General features: G+C 57.1%; 20 protein-coding genes. 3 read left to right on the top strand and 17 right to left on the bottom strand.

Going from position 1 to position 25,366, the window contains the following annotated elements:
- Window positions 1-3 precede the first annotated feature (3 nt).
- From AM218_RS02670 to AM218_RS02660, 3 genes are all read left to right on the top strand, one after another.
- Complete coding sequence (locus tag AM218_RS02670) at window positions 4-1,062, top strand: AAA family ATPase (RefSeq protein ID WP_082318034.1); 1,059 nt, start codon at window positions 4-6, stop codon at window positions 1,060-1,062.
- Between the two features lie 48 nt (window positions 1,063-1,110).
- Window positions 1,111-2,463, top strand: a complete 1,353-nt coding sequence (locus tag AM218_RS02665) for a DUF58 domain-containing protein (RefSeq protein ID WP_157547484.1) — start codon at window positions 1,111-1,113, stop codon at window positions 2,461-2,463.
- Window positions 2,464-2,551: 88 nt separating this feature from the next.
- Entirely contained in the window at window positions 2,552-4,642 is a 2,091-nt protein-coding gene (locus AM218_RS02660) for a beta-N-acetylhexosaminidase (RefSeq protein ID WP_054411628.1), read from the top strand.
- A gap of 81 nt (window positions 4,643-4,723) precedes the next feature.
- Here the strand turns inward: AM218_RS02660 and AM218_RS02655 are convergent, their stop codons facing one another.
- The 17 genes from AM218_RS02655 to nrfD all read right to left on the bottom strand — a co-directional run bounded on the left by AM218_RS02655 (window position 4,724) and on the right by nrfD (window position 25,337).
- Window positions 4,724-8,398, bottom strand: a complete 3,675-nt coding sequence (locus AM218_RS02655; protein WP_054411626.1) for a DUF8818 domain-containing protein — start codon at window positions 8,396-8,398, stop codon at window positions 4,724-4,726.
- An 89-nt stretch (window positions 8,399-8,487) separates the two neighbouring features.
- A complete protein-coding gene (locus AM218_RS02650) occupies window positions 8,488-12,219 on the bottom strand; it encodes a sensor histidine kinase (protein WP_157547483.1) in 3,732 nt (1,243 codons plus the stop codon).
- 81 nt (window positions 12,220-12,300) lie between these two features.
- Window positions 12,301-12,711: a DUF983 domain-containing protein gene (locus tag AM218_RS02645; protein WP_071843678.1), complete on the bottom strand. Its 411-nt coding sequence runs from the start codon at window positions 12,709-12,711 to the stop codon at window positions 12,301-12,303.
- Window positions 12,711-12,968, bottom strand: coding sequence for a CAMCR motif-containing small membrane protein (locus AM218_RS02640; RefSeq protein WP_054411622.1), 258 nt, complete (start codon window positions 12,966-12,968; stop codon window positions 12,711-12,713). The genes AM218_RS02645 and AM218_RS02640 overlap by 1 nt, the downstream gene beginning before the upstream one ends.
- A gap of 52 nt (window positions 12,969-13,020) precedes the next feature.
- Window positions 13,021-13,575, bottom strand: a complete 555-nt coding sequence (locus AM218_RS02635; RefSeq protein WP_054411620.1) for a DUF420 domain-containing protein — start codon at window positions 13,573-13,575, stop codon at window positions 13,021-13,023.
- Window positions 13,550-14,227 (bottom strand): SCO family protein, encoded by a 678-nt coding sequence (locus tag AM218_RS02630; protein WP_071843677.1) that lies wholly within the window; start codon window positions 14,225-14,227, stop codon window positions 13,550-13,552. Before AM218_RS02630 ends, AM218_RS02635 begins: the two co-directional genes overlap by 26 nt.
- Before the next feature lie 3 nt (window positions 14,228-14,230).
- Entirely contained in the window at window positions 14,231-14,575 is a 345-nt protein-coding gene (locus AM218_RS02625) for a cytochrome C oxidase subunit IV family protein (RefSeq protein ID WP_054411615.1), read from the bottom strand.
- 96 nt (window positions 14,576-14,671) lie between these two features.
- Entirely contained in the window at window positions 14,672-15,442 is a 771-nt protein-coding gene (locus AM218_RS02620) for a cytochrome c oxidase subunit 3 (RefSeq protein WP_054411613.1), read from the bottom strand.
- Window positions 15,443-15,463: 21 nt separating this feature from the next.
- On the bottom strand, window positions 15,464-16,054 hold the full coding sequence (locus tag AM218_RS02615; protein WP_054411611.1) for a cytochrome c oxidase subunit 3: 591 nt from the start codon (window positions 16,052-16,054) through the stop codon (window positions 15,464-15,466).
- 88 nt (window positions 16,055-16,142) lie between these two features.
- Entirely contained in the window at window positions 16,143-17,000 is an 858-nt protein-coding gene (gene cyoE, locus AM218_RS02610) for a heme o synthase (protein ID WP_054411609.1), read from the bottom strand.
- 53 nt (window positions 17,001-17,053) lie between these two features.
- Window positions 17,054-18,130, bottom strand: a complete 1,077-nt coding sequence (locus AM218_RS02605) for a COX15/CtaA family protein (RefSeq protein WP_054411607.1) — start codon at window positions 18,128-18,130, stop codon at window positions 17,054-17,056.
- A gap of 151 nt (window positions 18,131-18,281) precedes the next feature.
- Complete coding sequence (locus tag AM218_RS02600) at window positions 18,282-20,141, bottom strand: cytochrome c oxidase subunit I (RefSeq protein ID WP_231717528.1); 1,860 nt, start codon at window positions 20,139-20,141, stop codon at window positions 18,282-18,284.
- 22 nt (window positions 20,142-20,163) lie between these two features.
- Window positions 20,164-21,231 carry a cytochrome c oxidase subunit II gene (locus AM218_RS02595; RefSeq protein WP_054411605.1) on the bottom strand — a complete coding sequence of 356 codons (1,068 nt, stop codon included), beginning with the start codon at window positions 21,229-21,231 and terminating at the stop codon, window positions 20,164-20,166.
- An 80-nt stretch (window positions 21,232-21,311) separates the two neighbouring features.
- Window positions 21,312-22,616 (bottom strand): hypothetical protein, encoded by a 1,305-nt coding sequence (locus tag AM218_RS02590; protein ID WP_054411603.1) that lies wholly within the window; start codon window positions 22,614-22,616, stop codon window positions 21,312-21,314.
- A gap of 6 nt (window positions 22,617-22,622) precedes the next feature.
- Entirely contained in the window at window positions 22,623-23,366 is a 744-nt protein-coding gene (locus AM218_RS02585) for a c-type cytochrome (protein ID WP_054411602.1), read from the bottom strand.
- On the bottom strand, window positions 23,366-23,890 hold the full coding sequence (locus AM218_RS02580) for a DUF3341 domain-containing protein (RefSeq protein ID WP_044514800.1): 525 nt from the start codon (window positions 23,888-23,890) through the stop codon (window positions 23,366-23,368). Before AM218_RS02580 ends, AM218_RS02585 begins: the two co-directional genes overlap by 1 nt.
- Entirely contained in the window at window positions 23,883-25,337 is a 1,455-nt protein-coding gene (gene nrfD / locus AM218_RS02575) for an NrfD/PsrC family molybdoenzyme membrane anchor subunit (RefSeq protein WP_231717527.1), read from the bottom strand. Before nrfD ends, AM218_RS02580 begins: the two co-directional genes overlap by 8 nt.
- Between the last annotated feature and the right edge of the window lie 29 nt (window positions 25,338-25,366).

Genomic DNA, 25,366 nt, shown 5'->3' with positions numbered 1-25,366 from the left:
TCTATGACTTCTGATTTCTCCTCCCCCGCTTCCGATTTAACCACGGCTCAACCTTCACTCTCTGAAACTGAGTTGGCACCGCCAGCAGCGGAAACGCCCTTCGGCGCCCGCACCGATTTCAACCAGCTGCAAACCGCTGCCGCTGCCATCCGGCAGGAGCTGGGGCGTATTATTGTGGGCCAGCAGGAGTTGATTGAGCTGCTTTTGACGGCTATACTGGCCAATGGCCACGTGCTGCTGGAAGGCGTGCCGGGCGTAGCCAAAACCCTCACGGCCAAACTCCTGGCCCGCACCCTGGATATACCCTTCAGCCGCATTCAGTTCACCCCGGATCTGATGCCTTCCGATGTGCTGGGCACGTCCATCTATCGGCCTAACAAAGCGGAGTTTGAATTCCGGCCCGGTCCCATTTTCGCCAGCGTAGTCCTCATTGACGAAATCAACCGGGCACCCGCTAAAACGCAGTCGGCGCTGTTTGAGGTGATGGAAGAGCACCATGTGACGCAGGATGGCGTGACCTACGCCATGCAGGAGCCATTTATGGTGCTGGCCACCCAAAACCCGGTGGAGCAGGAAGGTACCTACCGCCTGCCGGAGGCCCAGCTTGACCGTTTCCTGTTCAAGATTCACATCGGTTACCCCTCCACGGAGGAGGAAGTTTCTATTCTGCAGGGCCACCATGCGGGCCGGGGCAGCGCTATACTCTCGGCGGTGCAGGCCGTGCTCACGGCCGAGCAGGTGGCCCAGCTACGCCAGCAGGTACAGCAGCAGCACGTGGAGCCCAAACTGCTGGAATACATTGCCCGCATTGTGGGTCAGACACGGGCCCACAAATCCCTGTATCTGGGCGCTTCTCCCCGTGCCTCCCTGGCGTTGCTGAATGGTGCCAAAGCCCTGGCCGCCCTGCGGGGGCGCGACTTTGTAACGCCCGAAGATGTGCAGTATCTGGCCCCGGCCGTGTTGCGCCACCGCATTCTGCTCACGCCGGAGCGCGAGATGGAAGGCACCACACCCGATGAGGTAGTGAAGCTGATTCTGCAGCAGATTGAAGTACCCCGCTAGGTTGTAGCCGCTCCATTCTGCTTTTTCACCCGCTTTGCTTTCTGGCTTTTGAAGTCCTTTTTCCTTACTAAGCGCCTTTTTTTGCTGCTGGCCTGCTTGATAGCCGGGCTGGTGGTAGCGTTTTTCTGGCCCGTGCTGCTGGCGCCCATGCAAGTGGCGCTGGGGCTGGTAGTGCTCTTGACTTTGCTGGACGTAGCCCTGCTGTACCTGCCGGGCTCCAACGGCGCGGGACAGGTATTCGGACGCCGCGTTTTAGGCGAGAAGCTGGCCAATGGTTCCGACAACGACGTAGCCATTTACCTCGAAAATCACTACCGGTTTCCCATTCAAACCGAAACCATTGATGAGATTCCGCATCAGTTTCAGCGGCGCGATGTGCTGTTTCAGGTAAGCCTGGCCGCCGGCGAAACACAGTCCATTCACTACCAGCTGCGCCCCGTGAAGCGCGGGGAATACCAGTTTGGCGCCGTGCACGTGTATGTTGCGTCGCCTATCGGGCTGGTGCGGCGGCGCTTTCGCTTCAGCCAGGACCAGACGGTGCCGGTGTACCCTTCGTTTCTGCAGATGCGCCAGTACGAGCTGCTGGCCATTCACAACCGCCTGACGGATGTGGGGGTGAAACGCATCCGGCGGGTAGGCCACAGCATGGAGTTTGAGCAGGTGCGCCCCTACGTGCCCGGCGACGACCCGCGCGCCATTAACTGGAAAGCCACGGCCCGCCGTGCCGGCACCGGCGGCACTGATGCCCTGGTGGTAAACCACTTTCAGGATGAGCGCGCCCAGCAGGTATACTGCCTGATTGACAAAGGCCGGGTGATGCGTATGCCGTTCGAAGGCCTGAGCCTGCTGGATTACGCCATTAATGCCACGCTGGTGGTCAGCAATATTGCCCTGCTCAAGCACGACAAAGCCGGCCTGTTTACCTTCTCCAACCGCCCCGGCGCCATGCTGCCCGCCGACCGCCGCAGCGGCCATATGCTCAAGCTGCTGGAGATACTGTACCGGCAGAAAACCAAGTACCTGGAAACCGATTTTGAGCTTCTGTACGCTACCGTTCGGTCCAAAATCCGGCAGCGCAGCCTGCTTATTCTTTTTACCAATTTCGAAACTCTGAACGGCCTGCACCGGCAGCTGCCCTATCTGCGCCGCCTGGCCAAAGACCACCTGCTGCTGGTGGTATTTTTCGAGAACACCGAGCTGCATCAGTTTCTGAATACCCCGGCGCAATCCACCGAGGACGTTTACAACCAGACCATTGCCGAGCAGTTTGCGCAGGAGAAGCGGCAGATTGTGCTGGAACTGCAGCGCTATGGCATTCATGCCCTGCTCACGGCCCCGCAGCACCTCACGGCCAATACTATCAACCGGTATCTGGAGTTTAAGGCCCGGGGGCTGATTTAAGCCCGGCAGGCTGGCATGAAGTTCGAAGGGCTACCCAAAACCGCGCTGGCCCGTATCTTTCAGCGCTTCTGTTCCCTTGTGTAGCCCTATGCTTCAGCGTCTCCGCTTCTTTGCTCTTTCCCTGCTTTTTCTTTTTCCGGCCGTTATCCTTCAGGCGCAGCCTACTACGGCCACTCGCAACCTGATGCCGGTACCCGCCGAGCTGAAATGGGGCAAAGGCCGTTTTGTGGTTAAGCAGCACTGGCGCGTGCTGCTCCCCTCCGCCCCGGCAGATTCTGCGGTAACGGCCGCGGTGCAGCGCTTTAATTTCTGGCTGATTGAGCGCACCGGGCGCCCGAGTCTGGCCTTTGCCCAAAGTGAGCCCACCCAGCCCACCGAGTTGAGCATCCGGTATGGCCGCTCCGGCAAAGTAATGCTGGGCGAAGATGAGTCGTACACCTTGCGCGTAACGCCCATTGGCGTGGTGCTGGAAGCGCCTACCAGCCTGGGCATTCTGCGCGGGCTGGCTACGTTGCAGCAGCTACTCACCGTAGAGAAAAAGTCCTTTTATTTCCCGGAGGCCGATATTCACGACCGGCCCCGTTTTGCGTGGCGCGGCCTGCTGATTGATGCCGCCCGGCACTTTATGCCGGTGCCCGTGCTCAAGCGCAACCTGGATGCCATGGCCGCCGTGAAGCTGAACGTGCTGCACTGGCACCTCACCGATGACCAGGCATTTCGGGTAGAAAGCCGCGTGTTTCCGCGGCTGCATCAGGCCGGCAGCACTACGCCCGGCTTCTACACCCGCGTCCAGATTAAGGAAGTCCTGGACTATGCCGCCGCGCGGGGCATTCGGGTGATTCCCGAGTTCGATGTTCCCAGCCATGCCACCAGCTGGCTGGTGGCTTACCCGCGCCTGGCTTCTATTGATACCGTTTACACGCCCTATCAGAGCTTTCGCACCTCCAATATTGCCCTCGATCCTACCCGCGAAACCACCTATACCTTCATCGACTCCCTGTTTGCGGAGATGACCCAGCTGTTTCCCGACCCGTATTTCCACATCGGCGGCGACGAGAACGACGGGCGGCAGTGGCGGCGCAACCCGCGCATTGCCCAGTATATGCGCGCGCAGGGCATGCTCACCCCCAAAGGCCTGCCCGATAAGCATCAGCTTCAGACCCAGTTCAACCGCCGGGTGCTGACCATTGTGCAGAAGTACAACAAGAAGATGATTGGCTGGGATGAAATTCTGGGCCCGGGGCTGCCCACTGATGCCGTTATCCAAAGCTGGCGCGGTAAGAAAGGCCTGTACGATGCCGCCAAAGAAGGCCACCCGGCTCTGCTCTCCAATGGGTATTACCTGGACCTGAACTTCTCCGCCGCCTCTCACTACCTTACTGATCCGCTGCCAGTCGACGCCCCCCTCACAGAAGCCCAGAAGAAATTGATTCTGGGCGGCGAAGCCACTATGTGGAGTGAGTTTGCCGACGCCAATATCATTGACAGCCGCATCTGGCCCCGAGCCGCCGCCGTGGCCGAGCGTCTGTGGTCGGCCGGTACCGTTACCGATGTACCGGATATGTACCGCCGCCTGGCCGCGGTATCAGCTCAGCTGGAAACCCTGGGGCTGCAACATCGCCAGGCACCGGAGCAAATTCTGCAACAGCTGGCCGGCTCCCCCGATGTAACGGCTTTGCGCACCCTGGCCGAAGTGCTGGAACCCGTGAAGGAGTACAAGCGGCATTTCCAGGGCTTCACCTACACGCCCCAAACTCCGCTAAACCGCCTGGTAGATGCCGCCCCCGCCGAATCAGAAAAAGCCCGCCAGTTTGGGGTGCAGGTGGATAGCCTGCTGGCTTTGGTAAAGGCCAACCAAGGCAAGCTCCCCCGCACCGCCACTGCCCGCCGCGTGTTCAATGGCCTGCGCAGCCAGCTGCAAATCTGGCAGCTGAATGAGGTGCGCGTGCAGCCGTTGCTGCAAACATCACCCAGCCTGCGCGAATACGCGCCCCTTTCCACGCACCTGGCCCAGGTAGCGTCTATCGGCCTGGCTCGCCTGGCGCAGCTGGAGAAAGGTCAGCAGCCACCTGCTGGCTGGATGGCACCCCTGCAAAAGCAGCTGGATGCCGCCAAGGCCCCGGCCGGGCAAACCGAACTGGTAGTGGTGGATCCTATCAAACGCCTGTTAAGTCAATAATCCCACTTTAAATAAATAGCCCCGTCACAATCATGTTTGTGGCGGGGCTATTTGCTGAAAATGGATCTGGCCGATAGGCCTTTAAAACAACACCGAAACCTGCATGCGACCGGTGTGAACCGGGCTCAGGCCATTGGGCTTGCGGCCATCGTAGCTGAGCGTCAGGTTGAGGCCGTTGCTCAGGCGCTGCTCGGCGTTCAGGTTCCAGGTGAGGTTGTTGCCGGGGCGCAATGCATTCAGGATTTCTAGGCCTACTACGGAAGATATTTCACCCTCAAACCCTACCCGCACCAGGCGCGTGGCCGCCGTTACGGTGCGCTTTCCTACCTGGCTTAGGCGAGTCTCGATGCCCAACTCATCAAACACCCCGCGCGCGTCCGGGTCGGGCCCGTCGGCCAGGGTATTCTGCTTGGTGGTGTGCAAATAGGTACCGGTAAAGCGGAGCGTGTTGCTGGGCTGATAGCTCAACTCGGGCGCAAATTCATACAGCAGCAGCCGGTAGTTGCGCGCACTCAGATAATCAGAAGCCATTTCCCGGATGCTGCGGGCCGTAACCACCCGCGCGGTGAACGACTGCGCCAACGTGCGGCGCAGCAGCAGGCTTTGGCTGGCCAGGTTGCGGATGTCCGTACCCTGCGCCAGCAGTACCTTTTGCTGGGTTTGCTGCACCGTAAACTCGGCCCCAAAAATTGGATTGGACCGGTTGAAGTACAGCGTATTGCGCAGCAGCTTGTTCAGACTCAGCAACGACAATTCTTCGGTCTGCAGCGCAAACGGGTTCAGGCGGGAGCTCAGGCTCTTATCCGTGGTTTTCCTGTCCAGCGTGACGGAGGTGAGGGCCGAAAAACGCGCGGCAAAGCTGCGCAAGCCCGGCTGCTCCCGCCAGCTGGCCGGGGCCGTGGTATTCAGGCGGTAGCTGAAGCGGTTGGTAAAAGCCAGCAGGTAATCATCCGTCGGCAAAAACACCTTGATGTGCGTGCGGTACTGCGCGTCGGGGGTTTGGGCTTCAAAGAATTCCTCCTTTTCCTCCCGGCCATTATTGTTGGCGTCGCCGCCGTAGAAGTGGGTGCCCTGGCCGTTGGGCACCGGTAGAAAGGAATAGTCGCGCTTCAGCTCCCGGCCCGAGGCCACGCTGTAGCTTAGCTCGGAGCGCAGCACATTCTGCAGCAGGCTGGCATTCCAGTCCAGCTTACCCAGCACGGTGCGCTGGCGGGCGGAGTCGCGGGAGGCCAGGTCTCGGTAGGTGGCCAGCAGGCTCAGATCCTGCTTTTTGCCCAGGCGCGTGGTGAGGCTGCCCTGCCAGGTTTGGGCGCGGCCCCGCTCCTGCAGGCTGGTCTGCTCCGGGTTAGGCGTCTGGTCGCGGCGGTAGCTGTAGTCCAGGCGGAAGCGGGTGCGGGCGCTGTCCTGGCTTTGCAGGAAGATGTTGTGCTCGTCGAAGTAATTGGCGGAGGTCAGGGAGTCGCCGGAAGGCAGGGCCACGCGGTTTTTATCGAAGCGGTAGGCGTAGCCCGGCACCAGTGGGCCACGGGTGTAGCGGGCCTGGGCCTCGCCCCGCGCCCAGTTGGAGCGCCGCCGGCCAACTTCCGAGCTCAGCACAAACAAAGCACTGCGCAGCTCTACGTAGCCTACCTCGCGGGCCACATCCAGCCAGTGCTGCACGCCGTTTACCTCGCCGGCGCGGTATCGTCGGCTCAGGCGGTAGGTGAATTGGTTATCCGTGTCTTTCACGGCCCCGGCCGAGAAATTGAAGATGTTGTCTTCGCGGGGCGGGCGCTGCGTGCCGTTGCCGCGCACGGTGCTGGTGGTACTCCAGTTGCGGTCAAACTCAATATCCCGATACCGGTCAATCGGCGCAAACAGCTTGCTGGTATACTCGTAGTCCATGGTGCTCCGGAACTTATAGTTCTGCAGCACCGGCAGGTTCAGGGGACGGTCTACCACGGCATAGCCCACCCGAAAAGCCCGGCCCTGGTCCGCCTGGGGCGAAAAGCGGTTCAGATCAAGCTGCGACGACGCCAGATCCACAAATACCGTGGCCGTAGAATCAACCCGGAAACTAACGCCTGCGGATATCACCTGTTTTTGCAGGGGCGTGGGCAGGCGGCGCACGGGCTGGTAGTTGCCCTGCGGCACCCCGTTAATGGGCGCCACGTACTCAAACACCCGCCCGTTGGCACTCACGGCCGTGGTGCTCAGCACATAGTTGCCACGGTTGGCGCCCACGTTGGTAAAGCGCACGTTGTACACGCCGCGCGTAGAGTCCGGGGGGTAAGTGAAGATGGCCGTGCTTTGGCCGGTTAGTTCATCAATTAAAACGGTGCGGTTATACTGCACCTGGCGCCGGTCGTAATTGGTAGAGTCACCGCCGGGCACGTCCACAATGCTCACGTTTTCGCCCACGTTGCGCAGCAGCTCCCGCTCATCGTCTTTTAGGTCGAGGTTGGGTGAGTTGTTGGGGTTGTCGGCTTCGCGGTAGTAGTTGGCGTGCACGCTCAGGCGGCCCAGCTGCTGGTAATGGCTCAGGTGCGTGAGCGAGCGGGCGTAGTTGAAATCAGAATACTCAAAATCGATGCGGATGCGCGAGTTGCGGGTGATGAGGTGCTTGGGCGAAAACGTTACCTCAGCCTGGTTGTAGTCGATAACATAATCAAAATCGAAGCCTCGGGTGAGCAGGCGCCCATCCAGATATACCCGCTCCGAGTTGGCCAGCACAATGATAAACTGCTCGCCGTTGGGCCCGCGCAGACGGTATGGGCCCTGCACGTTTTCAATGGGCGTTACCTCAATCGAAGCAAACTTGCCTTTGGCTACCCCGGCGGCCACACTGGTGGTAGCGTAGCGCCCCCGGCCTAATATGGTGGAGGTAGTGGCCGTGGCCGGAGCCGCCTGCGCGGGAATGGTGCTGTTGCCGGAAACATCGGCGCTACGGCCCGCCACGCCTAGCGGCAGCTTGCCAAAATTGGCTTCAATGGCCGCGCCCTGAATGTTTTTGTAGAAGCGCAGGAAGTAATCGGGCTTGCTGCGCAGCACTACGTCGCCGGCCGTCAGGTTCCAGCGCGGGTGCGTGAGGGTCACGTAAATCCGGTCGAACTCCTGCAGCTGCTGGGTGTTGCCTTCGGGCTGGAAGGGTACGTTCTGGTCGGAAATAGCCGCCGTAAGCTGTACCTGGTCCGTGAGCTGGCCTTCCAGCTGCAGGTTCAGGGAGGAGTTGACAAATACGTTCTGGGTGTTGCCAAAGGAAATGCCCCGGCTCAGGTTGCCGGTTTTGTTGATACCCGGCGTGGCCAGAATCTGCTCTTTCACCGCGAAATCATCATACCCAAACGGCCGGCGCGGGAAGCTGATGCTATCCATAAGGCTGCGCGGGCGCTGAAACCGGGGTGCAGCCAGCCGCAGCGGCAGGACGCGGTAGCACACCAGCACGGAATCCAGGCGGGGGCTGGGCAGCACAATATCCGGCTCGCCGGGGTTCAGAGCCGGGTAGCGAGTCCGTTCCCGGATAAAGCGGTACTGGTCAGTGCGGGCATCATAGGCCACAGAGCGGCCGTTAATACTCACGGAGGAGGGCACCACCGTCAGGGTATCGGGCAGCTGAAACAGGGTGGTGTCCCGCGCGGGCTGCAGCCGCACCCACTGGCAGCGCCGCGAGCTGGGCACAGCCTCCGCCCGCTGCTGGCCCACTGCCTTTTGCAGCGGCCCCAGCAGCAACAGCCACCAGCCCAGAAGCAGAAAGCAACGCGGAAAGCGGCGGATCATAAGCGCGGATTGGATGGCAGCAGTGGCAACAGGCCGTACAACGCGAAGTACGGGATTATTCGTGCCCGGCAAACAGGCAGCGCCCGGGGTTAGGCCGGGGCCAATGGCAGCTCAATATAGAATGTGGTACCATCCCCCTCCTGGGTTTCAAACCAGATGCTGCCGCCGGCACTCTCAATGCCGCGCCGCGCTACCGCCAGCCCAATGCCCGAGCCCGTAACCTTGGTAGTGAAGTTGGGCACGAAGATCTTTTCCTGCACAGCCAGGGGAATACCCGCGCCATTGTCTTGAATGCAGATGCGCACTTTATCGGCGGCGGGCTGCTCCAAGAGCACTTCAATTTCCGGACGTCGGCCATCCGGCACGCTCTGAATGGCGTTGATAAGCAGGTTATTGAAGGTGCGCACCAACAGATTTTCGTCTGCGAAGACAAAGAAGCCCGCTTCCTGCATGCCCTCAGGCAGGATAAACTGCACTTTGCCGCCCGTAGCGCTATCCTGGTGCAGGGCCACGCAACGCCGCAGAATAGGTACCACATCCAGCCGCTCGGGCCGCATGGCGGGCAGGTTGGTAAACGTGCTGAAGGAGGTAGCAATATCCGACAGCACGTCAATCTGGGTGATGAGTGTCTGGGAAATCTTGCCAATCAGCTCCTCGGCGTTGGGTCGGCGCTCGGCAATGGCTTTCTGCAGAAACTGCAGGCTCAGCTTCATGGGCGTGAGCGGGTTTTTAATTTCGTGGGCTACTTGCCGGGCCATTTCGCGCCAGGCGGCTTCCTTTTCCTGCGCCGCCAGCTCCTGCTTACTTTCTTCCAGCTTCAGCAGCATGCCGTTGTACTCGCGCACCAGCAGGCCAATCTCATCCGAAGACTCATAGGAAAGCAGTTCGTTCTGCCCGGTAAGGGTGGTGTGCTTGAGCTTTTCGGTGATGAGCTTAAGCGGGGTTGTCAGGATGCGGGAGGCCACGAAGGTGAGCACCAGAAACAGGATGAACATCACTGTAAAGATGTTCAGAATGGTATCTACCAGCTCAATCAGCTTGGTATCCAGCTCCTTCTCCGAATCGAAAAACGGAATACCCACATACCCAATAACAGGGCCCAGCCCCGGCTTGGTGGAGGGCATGCGCAACGGCAGGTACAAAGCGTTGAACGACAGACTCCCGGCCTGTTCAGAAAGCAATATCCGGGGCTGGGCCCGCTCATTGAGGGCCTTAATAGCCTGCGGATTCATCAAAGGACTCAGCAGCCCACTCTCAAATATCAGCGGCTGACTGCTAACCAGCAGCTGGCCGTGCTCATCGTAGAGGTTGAGGTCGGTTTCGGTGAGGTTGGCTACGTTTTCGGCTACATCGGTGAGCTTCTCCCGGCCGGTGGAATCGGCCAGCAGGGCGCGGTTTTTCAGCAGATTGTCCTGCACGGCCTTGCCTCGCCGCTCGTAGGCATGCAGCAGGTCGTGCTTGTAAGAAGAGGTTACCTGACTGGCAATGGCCACGCTCACCACCAGCAGCGGCACCAGAATACCCATGTTCAGGAACAGCTGAATCTTGGTGCTGAAGTTGGTGCGCAGCATATACGGGTAGCGCCCCTTCGCCAGCAGATACGCCACAATGCACAGCAGCCCGAAGAAAGTGTGCAGCAAAAACAGGAAGGAAAAGTTGGCAAACCAGCTCCGGAAGGAATACTTGGGCGTACTCACTACAACAGTCCGGTCCTGGGAGCCGGTAATGCCTAAATGATGCGTACCGGCCACCGTAATGCCGGTGGTATACAGGCGCGGGTCGTTTAGCTGTTCCGGCTTCAGGTCATTTCCATAGTCGAAATCCCCTTCACTATACACCAGCCGCTTGCCCTGGTAGCCGGCATAGCTGAGCTCGGGACCCAGCCCGGGCTGGAAGAACTTTTCATCCACCAACAGCTCGGGTACCAGGCTATTGGTGGTGAGTTTTTTCAGGACCAGCTCCAGCACAACTGTGGCATTGCCGGCCCCGGTGGCTACCGGCACGGGCACAAACAGCACGTAGCGACGGGAGCTGAACGTAGCCCCGTTATGAATCAGGTACAGGTTGGGCTGGTCGGTGGACATAGCGCCGGCCAGCAGCCGCCACCGCTTGCGGCGCAAGGGGGCCGCCAGGCTGTCCTCGCCCAGGGGCCGGCCGGTAGGGTCAAACAGCCACACCGTAGACTCATACTTATCAAAGTAGTCCCGCAGATAGTACTTGGTAATCTTCTGGCGCACCACTTCCTGGTTATCGAAGGGGCTGGCCAGCTTGGCCTGCAGGAGCGGGTCGCTGGCCATTTCGCGGGCGCGCTCAGCCAGCAGGAACTCGCCCTGCAGGTCGTTATCGAGCAGCAGATTGCCCGCCAGCTTTTGTTTGGTTTGAATGAGCTGGCGGTCGAAGTGCTGGTAAAGTGCCAGGGCGCCCACGGTGGCACTCAGGCCAACCATCAGAAACACAAACAAGTATAGCTGGTAGGGCACCACCGCCGAGAGCTGGCGCAGCCCCGTAAGGCGCAGCGTAAAGAAGAACGCCAGCGTGAGCCCCAGCAAGGTTAGAGCAGGTACCTCCAGGGCCAGGCCCAGCAGCAGCCACACCAGCGCACTGGCCGCCAGCACCAGCACCGCCAGCTTTTTGGTAGCCGGCCGCATAATAGCGGTAAACACCTGCGACAGCATGTAAAATATCAGCAGGTAGCTGCCCGTATGCAGCACAATAGCCAGCAGCAGCAGCAGCTTGAAACCTGATAAATCAATGCTTTGGGTAATATCCAGCACCAGCTGGGAGTTGGTGAAGGTGCTGGCGTAGAACTCATATAGCGTCAGCAGCAGGGCATAGAAGATCATGACGGTGGCCGTACCCAACCCGGCACGCTCCCGCCAGTCCCGCAGATGCCAGATGCGGCGCACCACCCCAAACCGACGGAAAAGGCGCAGGGCATAGGATACTACCACTACCAGCAGCAGGGCATTAATGAGCAGGTCGCCGAGGGAGGGTGAAAGCCAGGACGCCGCGTACACCCGGGGGTTAAACAGCTCCAGCTCAATAAAGGAAAACGGCAGTCCCCAGTACAGCAGTGCCGCCCGGAATGCCAGTAAGGGCAGCACCACGGCCGCAGCTCCCGCCAGCAGGCGGCGCTGCTGAAACAGACCCCGCGCCAGCTTGCCCCAGCCCGCCAGATAGAACCCAAAACCCAGCAGCAGCAGCCCCAGCGGCACATATTTCCCCGTAATGGGGTTGGGATGCACGCTCTCCAGCGAAAACAGGTAAGTGCCATCGGCGGAGTACAGCCGGGGCAGGCTGGGGCGGGCATTGGCGGTAACAATGCGCAGGTCCAGCCCGCGGAACAAGGCCCGCTCGGCGCCCTCGCGCAGGTACCGGTTGCTGATGCCGTAGCGCCGCTCCAGCGGGATATAGGTGAGAATACTGTACGCCCCGGCCTGCCGGCGCAGCACTAGGTACCGACCAAACTTCACATCCAGGAGCTTTTCATGGAAGCTCTGATTGATATTATCCGGGTCGGGCCGGGTGGTATGATCTGACCAGTACAGCAGCTTAGTGCCCTGGTAAATAAAGGTGGGGTAGGTGGTATTCCGCAGTAAGGAGGTAAACGTAACGGCCCCGTGCTGCACTTCGGCTGCTATGTTTTCGGCATCGGCCTGGGCCGTGCGCTCAGCCTCATGCAGCACCGATTGCAGCTGCCCCGCTTCGGCCCGCAGCAGCACATCCGACGCCAGCCCGTAGTGGTTGCCCAGATAGGCGCCCAGAAAACACAGGGCTGCCAGCAGCAGCAAAACCAGTGGAGAATGACGAGGAAGCTTCAAGTATAAATAGCTAAGCAGCCGGAGCTGAACGGGCAGATAGCATGGGTTGCTAACAAAAATGCCGCCATTCGGCGGCATTTCCTAGTATTTCGGGTTGGGGGCGGGCGGTTGCGCAGCCGCAGGGTTGTAGCGAATGCCTCCGAACAGGTACAGCATCAGAGTGCGGGCGTAGCGGAACAACAGCGGGGTAAGGGCCAGCATGATGACGGAAACGCCCGTTACGTATACCCAAACAGCCGGATCATGGGCCACAAAGTACAACAGCAACCCTACTATCAATACCACGCCTACGGAGAGGCCATAGCTGATGTACATGGCGCCCCAGTAAAAGCCCACTTCCGGCTCGTAGTGCTGCCCGCAGACGGGGCACTTCTCGGGCATCTCATCAAACTTATTCAGGTTATAAGCCGGATGCAGAAACAAAGGTCCCTGATGGCACCGGGGGCATTTTTGCGCCAGGATAGCCAGCAAAGCAGAGCGGGTGCCGGCCATTAGCGCAGCGCCTGCTTTTTCTTTTGTGCGTTGCGGTACCAGAAAAAGCCCACCGTGCCAATCAGCACATACGGGATAGTCATCAGATACACAATTCCCTTATTCAGGCCGGAGGTATCGTAGCCGGATTTCTCCGTGCGCGAGGCTTCCACCTGTGTTTTACACATTGTGCACTGCGCCTGCGCGCTGAGCGGCAACAGGCTTAGCCCGCAGCTCAGCAGCAAGGCCAGTATTCCCCAAGCAAGTACCTTTTTCATATCTTCTTAAACACCCGCGGGCGGGCAAAGTTTCCTGTTGCTGCGCTCAGCTTCAGGTATAGTACGGGGCAATCATGAAATACACGATGACGCCCGTAACCGAGACGTACAGCCATACCGGGAACGTCCAGCGGGCAATGCGGCGGTGCTTCTGAAATTGCTCCGTGAGAGCGAAGTACAGCGTGAACAGTACCAATCCTACGGTTACAATAGCTAGCAGAATGTGGGAAAGCAGCAGCACAAAATATACCGTCCGCACCAGGCCCTCGCCTCCAAACTTAGTGGAAGGCACCTGGGAGTGGTAAATAACATACGACACCAGAAACAGCGAGGAAATCAGAAAGGCCGTGCCCATCATAGCCCGGTGTTGCGCTACCTGCTTGTTGCGGATGAAATAGAAGCCCATCAGCAGGCAAAGCGCCGTCAGGGAATTCAATACGGCATTTACCGCCGGCAGAAACTTTACCTGGGCCCCGGGTATGCGGAAGGCTTCGGGAAAATAGTAGAGCACGGCCACCACCAGTGGCACCGCGGCTGCCAGTATGCCCAGAATGAGTTTGTATTTGGTGTGTTGGCCGGGGTTAGCGGCGGGGTAGGTCGTGGTCATACATGTACAGCAGTACGCTGATTTCGGTAATGAGGCGCTCAATATCCCGCGGTTTGGTGCCATCATAGATGCCCCGCACGTGCTGGTCGCGGTCTACCAGAAATACCAGCTGGCTATGCACCAGCCCGGGCGCTATGCCGGAAGGGCGGGGCAGGCGGAACTCCTTTTCTGCCAGCTGATAGATGTCAGCCTCATCCCCGGTCAGGAAAAACCATTTGCCCGCAATAGCACCCACCTGCTCAGCATAGCGCTCCAGTACAACCACTGAGTCCTGCTTAGGGTTTACCGTAAAGGAGGCCAGCCGTACGCGCGGCTCGTGCCGGTACTTTTCCTGAACCCGCTGCAGCTGGGCATTCACCTGGGGGCAGGCCCCCGGGCAGGAAGTATAAAAGAAACTGGCCAGGTAAAGGCCGTTTTTCGCCAGCTCCTGCCCGGTCACTATCCGGCCTGTCTGGGCCCGCAGCCGGAAGTTGGCTATGGGGTGAAAAACAGTATCGCGCTGCCACTTCTCCCCTACCCGCACAGAATCGATGCGGTCAGGCAAGTAAGTTGGCAGCGCGTAACGGTTGGTACCGAAGGTTTTGAGAAACAAAAACGCCAGTACCGGAACGAGCAGTAGCAGGCCCAACAGTAATATTTGTTTGGGCCGCATTGACTAGCGGTTGAAAATCACCTCGCCGATGTAGGAGCCTTCTGTTACCAAGGCAACCAGCAGCCAGACCAGCAGCGCCATCGGAATCAGGATAGTCCAGATCAGGCCTTTGGTTTCATGCTTCAGGTGCATGAATTCGCCTACAATGAAGAAGGCCTTCAGAATAGTCATCACAATGAAGATGCTGTTCTTGAGCGTAGCCATGGTGTGCGGCAGGGCAAAAGCAATAGCGAATTCCAGCGTAGTGATGCCTACAATCCAAGCCAGTGCAATGAAGATGGGGCGCGTGTTAGGCTTGGCGTGATGTGCTTCTACTGAGGGGTCGAAATCTTGAGCAGAATGAGCCATAGGGGCTTTGATATGGTGAAATTGTGAGGGAGTGAGTTAGATAAAACAGTAAGCTTCAGATCAGCTTACCCTTTTACAGGCACACCATTTCACAAATCAAATGAGATAGAAGAAAGTGAAGACGAATACCCACACCAGATCCACAAAGTGCCAGTACAGGCCAATCTTCTCTACCATTTCGTAGTGGCCACGCTTGTGGAAGGTGCCGTTGGTGGTAGCAATAAAGCACCAGATCAGCAGGCAGACGCCCGAGAATACGTGGAAACCGTGGAAGCCGGTGATGAAGAAGAACAGGTCAGCAAACAGTACCGGTCCGTATTCATTCTGCGTGAGGGAAGCGCCAAATATGGTACTGCCGTCCAGCATTTTCAGGCCATGCTCGCTACCGGTGATGAAGTGATGCCACTCCCACGCCTGGCAGCTGATGAACATGCTCCCGAACAGGATAGTCCACAACAGCCATTTCTGCACGTCGTTCTTATCCATGCGGTGGCCGGCTTCTACAGCCAGTACCATGGTTACTGACGAGAAAATCAGGATCATCGTCATCAGAGCCACAAAGGCCAGCGGGATGTCCATGCCGTGCAGGCCGGGGAAGGAATTAAATACCTTTTCCGGAATGGGCCAGTAGGCAGTAGAGAAGGTAAAGTCTTTCGGTGCACCGTCATAAGCCAAGTGGCGCTGGCGCATCAGACCATAGGTGGTCAGGAAAGCCGCGAACGTGAAAGCATCCGTCAGCAGGAAGAACCACATCATCAGCTTGCCATAGCTAGCCTTGAAGGGTTCATTGCCTCCGTCCCAGGAACCGCTGCGGGGCTCGGGCAGGGCAGCAGCCGGAATGGTCTGTGTCGTGGTTGTGGTGGACATTGCGTGCGTGGTAAGTCGAAATCAGTGGTTCAAAAGTAGGAACAAATACAGGTACAACCAAAGCCCTCCCAGGAAGTGCCAAAAGATGGTCACATTGCCTATAGAGAGCATTTGGCGCGAATGCACCTGATAGTTAAAGGCTTTACGCAGGACTTTGAGCAAAAAAATCAGGCCGGCCAGCAGGTGAAAAGCGTGTACGCCCATCAACACATACAGGAAAGAGCCAGATGGATTAGCATCAACGCCGCCAAAGTGAATCTTGTTACGTACCAGCTCTCCCCACACGCTGTATTGGCCGGCCACGAACACCAAACCCAAGACAATAGTCAGTATAAGGCCCAGCTTTACGCTTTTCAGGTTGTCTTTGCGGGCTGAGAAGTAAGCCCATTGTACTGTAGCACTGCTTAGAAGAATGACGATTGTAGTATAGAGCAAGCTGGTAGGCAAATCAAATTCCAGCCAGTTGCCTTCTTCGCGGCGCACAATATATGCGCTGGTATATGCTGCGAAGATCATGGTGCTACTTACCATCATCAGCCACAACAGCAAACGCAGCGGGTGGGTACCGGTGCCGGGCTCTTTATTAGTGAGGGGCTCAACAGAAGAATACATATGCTTTTTTATTTACTGAGTTATAAGCAGAAGAGCCAATTTTAGGTCAGCCAGACGAGCTTCTCTCCTGCTAGTACAACCCACTTCCTTACATTTTGATTTTATCCATTACCAAGGCTATCTGCACAATGGGCAGATAGAGGAAGGATCCAAACATGATGCGCATGGCCGCTTTCTTGCTTACGGTGCGCATCAGGTAAAATGTCTGCATCAGAAACAGCACGCCGCAAATAGCCGCTACCATGGGGTAGGTGGTATTGGTCATGCCAAAGTAAAACGGCAGCAGGCTCAGCGGAATCAGCACCAGCGTATAGGTCATGATCTGCATGGCCGTGCGCAGGTCTTTGCCGCCCGGGGTGGGCAGCATCTTAAAGCCGGCTTTTTTATAGTCATCATCCAGCACCCAGGCAATGGCCCAGAAGTGCGGAAACTGCCACATAAACTGAATCCCAAACAGAATCCAGCCTTCAGCGCTCAGCATGCCCGTGGCCGCTACCCAGCCAATGAGCGGGGGCATACCGCCGGGAATAGCACCCACTGCCACACAGATAGGTGAAATGGTCTTTAGCGGGGTATAGATGAAGCCATACAGAATCAGCGAAACCAGCGAAAGCGCCGCGGCAAGCGGATTGAAGAAATAAGTCAGAATCCCCAGCCCGATAACGCCCATTATGACTACAAAAGCCCAGGCTTCAGTTATCGAAAGTACCCCTTGCGGTAGTGGGCGCTTGGCAGTGCGCTTCATCAGCTTATCGAGGTCTTTCTCGAATATCTGATTGATGGTATTGGCAGCCCCCGTTACGGCCAGTCCGCCCACCATTACCAGCAATGCCCGGCTCCAGTCCAGCTCCTTTGCTCCCAGCAGGTAGCCAATGGCGCTGGAGAAAGCCACGGTTAGCGAGAGACGGAACTTAAGCAGCTGAAAGTATGCCCTGACTTTAGTCATCAAAAGGAATAACAGAGAAAACGGGAATACTCCCGCCCGAACGGGCCGCAAAGTTACGCAACAACGCGCGGAATAGCGGCCTGCCCCACCAATTTCGTTGCTCTTCGATACACAACCAGCGCCAGAAACTGCACCCCGAACAATACGGTAGCCAGAGTGAGATGCACGGGCTGCACCGAAGCAGGAAAAGCAAAGTACGCCAGCACAATACCCGCCACAATTTCTGCCGCCAGCACGCCCACAATGGCCACCGCAGCGCGCTGCAGAGGCCGCGAAGGCAAAGCATACAGTCGAAACGCTACGTACACATTCAGCAGCAGCAAAACAGCTGAGAAGGTGCGGTGAAAGCGGAAGGCACCGCCCAGCTGCTCTACCCAGTTCTCCCGCCCCAGATACTGCGCGGCAAAGGCTACAATATCAATCTGCTCGCGCACTTGGGTACCCAGCACTATCTGGCCAAAAGTAAGCAGGATAGTCAGCCACAGCCAGCCCGTGAGGCCAGGCTCCAGCGCTACAGGCGCCGTGCTGGTTTCTTGCTGGGAGCGGTTGACCGCATAAATCAGCATGGCCACAATCAGAAGGGCCAGTCCCATATGAATGGTAACCATAATAGGCAGCAGGTTGGTAGAAACCACCAACGAGCCCAGCCAGCCTTGTACGCCGGTCAGCAGGAAACTGCCCAGGGCCAGCCAGAACACCACCCGGTCGCGGCGCCAGTAGGGCCCGGCAAACAACACCGTCAGGAAAACCAGCACGCCAATCAGGGCACCTAACAGCCGGTTCACGTATTCAATCCAGGTTTTAGTGGGATTGAAGTCAGTTTCCAGGTATTGCGTGGGGTGGGCAAAGATGTCGCTGGCTACCTGCCGGAACCCCAGCCGCTCCAGGGTGGCGGCCAGTTTTTTGTTTTTAGCCACCCGCTGCGCCGTGTACACTTCTTTGTAGTTGGCGGGCAGCTGGCTGATGTGTGTAGGCGGCACCCAGGAGCCAAAGCATTTGGGCCAGTCGGGACAGCCCATGCCGGAACCGGTGCTGCGCACTATTCCCCCTACCAGTATCAGCAGGTACACGGCTACCACCGTCAGGATACCCACCACCCGAAAGCGGCGGCTATAGGCAGGTAAATTCATAAGGAAAATACTATTGAGGCAGATGTGGCCCGGCTACTTAAGCTAAACCATTCTGCCGGAGAAAAGGCTTCTACGCGGCGGCAAAAGTCCATAAAAAACGGGCCGCCGTAAGTACAGCGGCCCGTTTCTAGGCAATCAGGCCAAAAGGCCGTTATTCCATTTCACGCTCGTAAGGCAGGTTAGAAGACTGCGTCTGCGAGTATGGGATGTTCTGCGGGATGAAATCCTCAGCAGCACCTGGCTTGCTATAATCATAGGGCCAGCGGTATACTGCGGGGATAGCACCAGGCCAGTTGCCGTGGCCGGGCTGAATCGGAGTCGTCCATTCCAACGTCGTCGAGTTCCACGGGTTCTGCGTAGCGCGACGGCCACGGAAGATGCTGTAGAAGAAGTTGAAGAGGAAGACAAACTGCGCGAAGAAGGCCAGAATAGCCGCAATAGAGATAAAGCGGTTCAGGTCAGCAAACTGCGAGAACATGTCAAAGCCAGTCCAGGCGTAGTAGCGACGTGGGAAACCGGCAATACCTACGTAGTGCATGGGCAGGAACACCAGATATACCCCCAGGAACGTGAGCCAGAAGTGCACGTAGCCCAGTTTCTCGTCCATCATACGGCCGAACATCTTGGGGAACCAGTGATACACACCAGCAAACAGACCAAAGAAGGCCGAGCTACCCATTACCAAGTGGAAGTGAGCTACCACGAAGTAGGTGTTGTGCATCTGAATATCCAGCGCGGCGTTACCGAGTACGATACCCGTCAGACCACCCGAGATAAACAACGACACAAAGCCAATGGAGAACAACATAGCCGCCGTGAAGCGGATGTTACCACGCCACAGCGTAGCCAGCCAGTTAAAGGTCTTCACCGCCGAAGGCACTGCAATAATCAGCGTCAGGAACATGAAGACCGAACCGAGGAACGGGTTCATACCCGTCACGAACATATGGTGAGCCCACACAACGAACGACAGCAGCGAGATACCCAGCAGCGAGCCAATCATAGCGCGGTAGCCGAAGATAGGCTTACGGGCGTTGGTAGCCAGAATTTCCGATACCATACCCATAGCAGGCATAATAACGATGTACACCTCGGGGTGACCCAGGAACCAGAACAAGTGCTGGAACAGAACGGGTGAACCGCCTACGTTATGTAGCGCCTGACCAGCAATATAGATGTCGGACAGGAAGAAGGACGTACCAAACGAACGGTCGAAGATCAGCAGCAGCGCAGCCGACAGCAGAACCGGGAAAGAGAGCAGACCCAGGATAGCCGTCAGGAAGAACGCCCAGATGGTCAGCGGCAGCTTGCTCATGCTCATGCCGCGGGTACGCAGGTTAATAACCGTGGTGATGTAGTTTACCCCACCCAGCAACTGGGAGGCGATGAACAGCGCCATGGAAACCAGCCACAGGGTTTGACCCAGGCCGGAGCCGGGAATAGCTTGCGGCAGGGCGCTCAGCGGCGGATAAATTGTCCAGCCAGCCGATGCAGGACCGGTTTCGATGAACAGCGAGATGAACATGATAACGCTGGATACAAAGAAGAACCAGTAGGAAAGCATGTTCATGAAGCCCGAAGCCATGTCGCGGGCACCAATTTGCAGCGGAATCAGGAAGTTAGAGAACGTACCCGACAGACCGGCTGTCAGCACGAAGAACACCATGATAGTGCCGTGCATGGTTACCAGGGCCAGATAGAACTCCGGGTTCAGCTTACCGGCTTCTATCCACTTGCCCAGGAACGGCGAGAGCCATTCGAAGGTAGAGTCAGGCCAGCCGAGTTGAAGACGGAACAGGCTGGAGAGCGTACCCCCCAGAATGGCCCAGAAAATACCCGATATGAGAAACTGCTTGGCAATGACTTTGTGGTCAGTGCTGAAGATATATTTCTCTAGAAAGCTTTGCTCATGATGTTCATCATGATGCAGATGCTCATCGTGTTCGGTGTGCGTCTCGGTTGCCCCGATGCCACCTTGCGCTTGAGCTTGGGTAGGAAGATTAGCAGCCATAAAAGAGCGTGCGATTAAAAAGTTACAGCGAAGCCTTGGCGGCAGGAACTACGGCAGCGGCCGCCGGGGCAGCTACTGGTTCAACCAGATTGCCGGCCTTCTGTTTGAAGGTAGCCAGTAAATCTGGATTCTGAGAAGAGAAAGACTGTTGCTTAGCAAACCAGGCAACGTAGTCATCTGGTTCATCTACCACAATAGACAGTTTCATGGCGAAGTGACCACGGCCGCAAATCTGGTTGCAGGCCAACTCATAGTTGAAGGCAGGATTGCCCAACTGCGCACGCATCTCATCCGTGGTTTTGGTAGGGGTAAACCAGAACTTGGTTGGCATACCGGGTACGGCGTACATCTGCACGCGGAAGTGCGGCATATATACAGCGTGCAGTACGTCGCGGGAGCGAATCTTCAGTAGCACGGGGTGGCCTTTGGGCACGTGAATCTCACCAGCTACAAAGTCATCCAGACCAGCCTGGTCGTTCAGGTCGAAGCCAAACTCGTTGGTGGCATCAATCAGACGGTAGTTCACCACGCCCAGTTTCTGGTCGCGGCCAGGGTAGCGCACCAGCCAGTTGAACTGTTTGCCCATTATTTCCAGTACTACGGAATCTTTGGGAGCCGGGCCCGTGATTTTAGACCACTCTTTCCAGCCGGCGAATACCAGACCAGCCATTACGATGGCGGGAATCAGCGTCCAGATAATTTCAATCTTGTTATTGTGCGGGAAGAAGAAAGCGCGGCGGCCTTCTTTGTGCTGGTACTTATAAGAGTACACAAACAGCGCCACCTGCGTAATCACGAACACAATGCCCAGAATGATCATTGTCGTCCAGAACATACGCTCCGTAGCGTGACCATGCACCGAGGCGATGGGCGGATTCATCTTATCAAAGCTGTCGACGAACGACCATGCAAAGGCCGCTCCACCCAGTACCATGAAAAGAATCATCAGGATACCATTCACGCGGTTGCTCATGCCCACATCGCGCACAAAGCTTCCCGAGAAAATAGAGGTTAGAATCTGGAGGCGGAACAGCAGGCCGAACACGACCAACAGCAACACCAGTACCAGCAGAATACCAAGAACTGTCATGGTTTAAGGAGTTAGAAGCTAACAGCTGGGAGTTGGAAGCCGGCGTAAACCGTTGGCTTCCAACTCCCAGCTGCTAAGAATTAGGTGGTATGGTGTACGCTTTCGTCCAGGAACGGGTGATGTACCGGAACCAGCGAAGCTTGTGACAAACGCTTGGTGAACAACATCAGGAAGGCACCCAGGAAAATCAGGGCCACGCCAATCTCAATGATAAACCCATTGTCTGCCTTCATTGTTGCCGGCATGAACATCAGATAGAAGTCCGACCAGTGACCGATGATAACGGCAATGCAGACGATTTTCAGCATGATCATCTGACGCTTGGCATCCCGGGTCATCAGCACCAGGAAGGGGAAAGCGAAGTTGATGAGCAGGTTGAAGAAGAAAATCCAGGTATACTGGCCGTTGAAGCCACCCAGGCGCTGATTGTAATAAACCGCTTCCTCAGGAAGGTTAGCGTACCAGATCAGCATAAACTGGGAGAACCATACGTAGGTCCAGAAAATGCTGAAGCCGAAGATGAACTTACCCAAGTCGTGCAGGTGGCTGGCGTTCATGAAACGCAGGTAGCCGGCTTGCTTCAGGTAGATAGCCGTAAGCGTGGTAGCGGCAATGCCCGTTACCCACCAGGAAGCGAAGACATACCAGCCGAACATGGTGCTGAACCAGTGTACGTCCACCGACATTACCCAGTCCCAGGCCGACATCGACGAGGAAACAGCATACAGCACCAGGAAAAGGGCTGATACGTTAATGCTCTTGTGGAAATACTCCGTGCCCCCGTTCAGGTCTTCTTCCAAAGAAAGCTTGCGCAGGCGCTGGGAGAAGAACCACCAGATGCCCAGGTAAAGCACCGTGCGAATGATATAGAAAGGCGTGTTCAGGAAACCGCTCTTACCAGCAATGATAGCATCGTAGTGCTCCGACTTGGGGTCCATGATGCCTTCGTGCGTCCAGTGGAACAGGTCATGACGACCCAGGAAGAACACGACCAGCATAATGATGGCACCGGGAAGAATCCAGGCGCTCATGGCTTCGTTGATGCGCTTAATCAGTACCGACCAGCCAGCGTAGGCTACGTACTGCAGGGCTACGAAGAACGTACCAATGGTGGAGACACCCACAAAGAATACGTTGTTGTGCCACAGGCTTACTATCAGGCGCTTCAGCCAGATGGGAGAACCCTCGGCCTGGGCGTGCTCTGCTCCGTGAGCGGCAGCGCCGGCAGCTTCGTGGTGCGCCCCAATGCCCATAGCGGACAGAATGAGACCAATAGCCAGCACAACGACGCCGGCTACCAGGATCATGAGGAACTTTCTATTTGTGCGCGGCGACACCTCCAGGTATTCAGCCGTGGCGCTTTCGTGATGCGTCAGAGTTGCCATAGTGGATTAGTTAGCCTTGCCGTTAGTTGCAGTATCACCCTGACCAGGCGTGAGCGAGGCTTTACGGGAGCCTGCCTGGGTCATATTCTCGTTCATATCACCTGAACTCATAGGCGAGTCGGCAGTAGGAACGTCAGCAGTAGCGCTACCGGACTTCACCATCTCAGCCAGTCCATCGGGGCCTTTGCCTTGCTGCAGTACGCGGACGTACATAGCAATTTTCCAGCGTTCTTCCGGGTTCACCTGCGAGCCATGCGGCATCATGCGGCCTTTGCCCCACTCAATTACATGGTACACATGGCCTTCGTTCATGGTCTTGTAAGCACCGGTTGAGTAGCTCGGCACACCCTTGAACTTCTGCCCTACCAGACCCTGCCCGTCGCCCTGCTCACCGTGGCAATGCTGGCAGTTGCGCAAGTACAGTACCTTGCCTTCTTCCAGATTTGCTTTAGTATAAGCGTAGGGGTTCTTCAGCGTCTTTTCAGCAATAGACACGCTGTCTTTGCCGATGTGGTCGTAGTAGTTCAGCTTGCCCCGGGGAACGGTGCCCACCACGGGGGTGCGCTCGTTGATACCCATAGGGTTTACCGTGTTGGCGTTAACCTGACGGAGCGGATCATACGGAATGGACTCGTACATCTGCGGCGCATACTCGATGCCCGGATCATCGGCCCGATTACAGGCGGTGGAGGCCACCGCGGCGAACAGCAATGCCGACGCCTGCAGAGTTAGTTTCAGCGAATGCGTCATTAGAACTTAGACATTTCTTTTTCGTTCACTTCCGAAGCACCGTTGGCACGCAGCAACTGGGTCAGGTGGCCCAGGTCCGTACCTTCTTTCAGCTCAATAGCCATAACAAACTTGTCATCGGTAGAGCGTACGTCCAGTACCGGAGTTTTCCAGCGGGGATAGAGCTTACTGATGGCATAGAAGGTAATTACCATGCCGTGGCAGCAGAAGAACACTGTGAGCTCAAAGGCAACCGGAATAAAGGCGGGCAGCGCAATGTGCGGCTTACCACCAATAATCATCGGCCAGTCTACCCCGAGGGTGTAAATCTGCAGCCACAGGGCGAAGGCTAGGCCGGTCATGCCGTAGAAGAAAGCGGCAATGGGGAGGCGTGAACGTTCGATGCCCATGGCATCGTCGATGCCGTGAATCGGGAACGGCGTGAAAACTTCGTAGATCTTAACGCCCGCTGCGCGGACGTTTTCAACGGCGTGCAGCAGCACGTCTTCGTCGTCGAAGATACCGAGGGCGAAGCGCTTAGTCATGCTTATCGTAGTTTACAGGAGCCGAAGCCGGAACCCCGTGGGTGGCGGGTTGATGAGCAGCGTGGTGCGGGTCGTGACCGGTGTAGGTCGGGCCGTTGTCCACGGTGTATTTCAGGACTGCTTTCACTTCCGCCATGTTAATCACGGGGAAGAACTTGGCGAAGAGCAGGAACAGGGTGAAGAACAGACCCAGCGTACCTACATAGATACCGATATCAATGATGGTAGGCGAGAACATGGCCCAGCTCGAAGGCAGGTAGTCGCGGTGCAGCGAGGTAACGATAATTACGAAGCGCTCGAACCACATACCGATGTTCACGATGATGGACAGCACGAACGTGGCGGGAATGCTGTAGCGTACCCGACGGAACCACACCAACTGGGGCGAAATTACGTTGCAGGTCATCATAGACCAGTAAGCCCACCAGTAAGGGCCAGTAGCCCGGTTGATGAAGGCATACTGCTCAAACTCTACCTGCGAGTACCAGGCAATGAAGAATTCCGTGATATAAGCTACACCCACAATAGAGCCCGTAATCATCATGATTTTGTTCATGAGGGCAATGTGCTCCAGAGTAATGTAGTCTTCCAGCTTAAATACTACCCGCGTGATAAGCATCAGGGTAAGTACCATGGCGAAGCCGGAGAAGATAGCACCAGCAACGAAGTAAGGCGGGAAGATGGTGGTGTGCCAGCCCGGAACAACCGAGGTAGCAAAGTCCATGGATACAATGGTGTGTACCGACAGTACCAGCGGCGTAGAAACACCAGCCAGAATCAGGGACACCGTTTCGTAGCGCGACCAGTGCTTGGCAGAGCCTTTCCAGCCCATGCTCAACAGTGAGTAGGCTACTTTAGCAATCGGGCCTTTCGCCCGGTCACGGATGGTAGCGAAGTCGGGCACCAGACCCGTGTACCAGAACACCAGTGACACGGTGAAATAGGTCGAAATAGCGAATACGTCCCACAGCAGCGGCGAGTTGAAGTTCACCCACAGCGAGCCAAACGTGTTTTGCAGCGGGAACACCCAATAGGCCAGCCACGGACGGCCCATGTGCAGAACCGGGAACATGGCGGCGCAGATTACGGCAAAGATGGTCATTGCCTCGGCTGCGCGGTTAATGGAGGTGCGCCACTTCTGACGGAACAGCAGCAGTACTGCCGAAATCAGGGTGCCGGCGTGACCGATACCTACCCACCACACGAAGTTGGTGATATCCCAGGCCCAGCCGACCGTTTTGTTCAGACCCCACTCCCCGATACCATACCACAGGGTGCGGTACACGGAGTAGAAGAAAATGCCGAGGAAAAAGAGGGCAACGCTCAGGGCCGCCATCCACCGAATATTCGGCTTGGCTTCTACCTGGCGGCACACGTCCTGGGTGACGTCGTGGTACGATTTCCCCCCGGTTACGAGCGGCTCCCGTACAGGCGATACGTGCTGCATAGTTTTGGACTTAAATGGGTAATGGGGGA

It is taken from the genome of Hymenobacter sp. DG25A, assembly GCF_001280305.1.
Lineage (GTDB): Bacteria > Bacteroidota > Bacteroidia > Cytophagales > Hymenobacteraceae > Hymenobacter.
The sequence above is the reverse complement of the archived record's forward strand: the minus strand, read 5'-3'. Positions and strand labels throughout refer to the sequence as shown.

Excerpts from the sequence above, each read along its gene's own strand:
- AM218_RS02605 (WP_054411607.1), bottom strand. The coding sequence starts at position 18,130 with ATGAATTTACCTGCCTATAGCCGCCGCTTTCGGGTGGTGGGTATCCTG.
- AM218_RS02660 (WP_054411628.1), top strand. The coding sequence starts at position 2,552 with ATGCTTCAGCGTCTCCGCTTCTTTGCTCTTTCCCTGCTTTTTCTTTTT.
- AM218_RS02670 (WP_082318034.1), top strand. The coding sequence starts at position 4 with ATGACTTCTGATTTCTCCTCCCCCGCTTCCGATTTAACCACGGCTCAA.
- AM218_RS02635 (WP_054411620.1), bottom strand. The coding sequence starts at position 13,575 with ATGACCACGACCTACCCCGCCGCTAACCCCGGCCAACACACCAAATAC.
- AM218_RS02625 (WP_054411615.1), bottom strand. The coding sequence starts at position 14,575 with ATGGCTCATTCTGCTCAAGATTTCGACCCCTCAGTAGAAGCACATCAC.
- AM218_RS02590 (WP_054411603.1), bottom strand. The coding sequence starts at position 22,616 with ATGGCAACTCTGACGCATCACGAAAGCGCCACGGCTGAATACCTGGAG.
- AM218_RS02585 (WP_054411602.1), bottom strand. The coding sequence starts at position 23,366 with ATGACGCATTCGCTGAAACTAACTCTGCAGGCGTCGGCATTGCTGTTC.
- AM218_RS02580 (WP_044514800.1), bottom strand. The coding sequence starts at position 23,890 with ATGACTAAGCGCTTCGCCCTCGGTATCTTCGACGACGAAGACGTGCTG.
- AM218_RS02615 (WP_054411611.1), bottom strand. The coding sequence starts at position 16,054 with ATGTATTCTTCTGTTGAGCCCCTCACTAATAAAGAGCCCGGCACCGGT.
- AM218_RS02595 (WP_054411605.1), bottom strand. The coding sequence starts at position 21,231 with ATGACAGTTCTTGGTATTCTGCTGGTACTGGTGTTGCTGTTGGTCGTG.
- AM218_RS02645 (WP_071843678.1), bottom strand. The coding sequence starts at position 12,711 with ATGGCCGGCACCCGCTCTGCTTTGCTGGCTATCCTGGCGCAAAAATGC.
- cyoE (WP_054411609.1), bottom strand. The coding sequence starts at position 17,000 with ATGACTAAAGTCAGGGCATACTTTCAGCTGCTTAAGTTCCGTCTCTCG.
- AM218_RS02655 (WP_054411626.1), bottom strand. The coding sequence starts at position 8,398 with ATGATCCGCCGCTTTCCGCGTTGCTTTCTGCTTCTGGGCTGGTGGCTG.
- nrfD (WP_231717527.1), bottom strand. The coding sequence starts at position 25,337 with ATGCAGCACGTATCGCCTGTACGGGAGCCGCTCGTAACCGGGGGGAAA.
- AM218_RS02630 (WP_071843677.1), bottom strand. The coding sequence starts at position 14,227 with ATGCGGCCCAAACAAATATTACTGTTGGGCCTGCTACTGCTCGTTCCG.
- AM218_RS02620 (WP_054411613.1), bottom strand. The coding sequence starts at position 15,442 with ATGTCCACCACAACCACGACACAGACCATTCCGGCTGCTGCCCTGCCC.
- AM218_RS02600 (WP_231717528.1), bottom strand. The coding sequence starts at position 20,141 with ATGGCTGCTAATCTTCCTACCCAAGCTCAAGCGCAAGGTGGCATCGGG.
- AM218_RS02640 (WP_054411622.1), bottom strand. The coding sequence starts at position 12,968 with ATGAAAAAGGTACTTGCTTGGGGAATACTGGCCTTGCTGCTGAGCTGC.